Annotated in this window: 1 protein-coding gene; it reads right to left on the bottom strand. The window is 62.2% G+C overall.

Annotated elements, in window-relative coordinates; translation table 11 throughout:
* Positions 1-6 precede the first annotated feature (6 nt).
* Positions 7-948 carry an IS110 family transposase gene (locus CK227_RS36040; RefSeq protein ID WP_095776203.1) on the bottom strand — a complete coding sequence of 314 codons (942 nt, stop codon included), beginning with the start codon at positions 946-948 and terminating at the stop codon, positions 7-9.
* Positions 949-1,067 lie beyond the last annotated feature (119 nt).

Genomic DNA, 1,067 nt, shown 5'->3' with positions numbered 1-1,067 from the left:
TCGTCATCAACTCTGAGGAATGGCGGCGTCCCTGAGCCTAGCGTTTAAGGTGACGACGATCTTTCGCATGACGGCAGCGATGGCCACCATTGGCTTTTTGCCGTTGGTGATGAGGCGTTTGTAGAAGGTTGCGAACTCACCCCTTCCGGCAGCGGCGTGCAATGCGGGCATGTAGAGCATGCTCCTGATCTCGGGTCGTCCGCCGCGGATTTTGCGGTAGCCTTGCTTTTGCCCGCTGTCGTTTGGATGAGGCGCGAGCCCTGCAAGCGCGGCAGCCTTTCGACGTGTCATGGTGCCGAGCTCGGGCAAGGTGGCCAGCAGCTTGGCCGCCACGATCGGGCCGAGACTGTCCATGGCCGTGCAGATGGCGGCTCGGTGCTTGAGGGTACGGCTGTTGGCGATCAGCTTGCGCATGGCGGCATCGATAGCTTGGATCTGACGCTCGACGACATTGATCACGGCCTCGAAGGAGGCGGCGAGCTCGCGGCCGCCAGGTGCCTTGGCGCGGTTCTTCTCGGCGATTTTGATGGCGATGAGTTCCTGGCGGCGCCGCACCAGGGCGCGCAAGCAGGTCTCGTCGGGATCCGGAGCTTGCCAAAGGGTCAGCTTTCCCCAGCGTTCGCGACCGTAGGCTCTCAACATCGCGGCATCGATGGCATCGCTCTTGCCGTGCGTGCCGTAGGAGCGGATGAAGCTCTTGACCTTGAGCGTGTCGGCGCGATGACAGGCGATGCCGGCGCACAGGCACTCTTCGAGCAGCAAGCCTTCGTGACCGCCGGTCGGCTCGCACACGACAAGGTCTATGTGTTTGTAGCTCTTGAGGAAGGCGCGGATCACCTTGCGCTGATTGGCGATGGTGCGGGTGGTGGTGCCGTCGCAGACGGTGACGGTGTCCTTGGCGATGTCGAAGCCGAGGCACATTTGCGGTTGTTGGTGCAAGAAGGCCATGCTGGTGGTATCCTTAAAGGGCTTCGGATTGTTTGCGGGCGTGGCGCGAGCCAGCGGCCAATCAACTCTCCAAGCGATGGCGGACAAAGACGGCAGGGACCATGATGACGTCGGGTGCT

It is taken from the genome of Mesorhizobium sp. WSM4308 (assembly GCF_002294905.1).
Taxonomy (GTDB): domain Bacteria; phylum Pseudomonadota; class Alphaproteobacteria; order Rhizobiales; family Rhizobiaceae; genus Mesorhizobium.
This window is presented reverse-complemented; position numbering and strand designations above follow the sequence as displayed.

Excerpts from the sequence above, each read along its gene's own strand:
- CK227_RS36040 (WP_095776203.1), bottom strand. The coding sequence starts at position 948 with ATGGCCTTCTTGCACCAACAACCGCAAATGTGCCTCGGCTTCGACATC.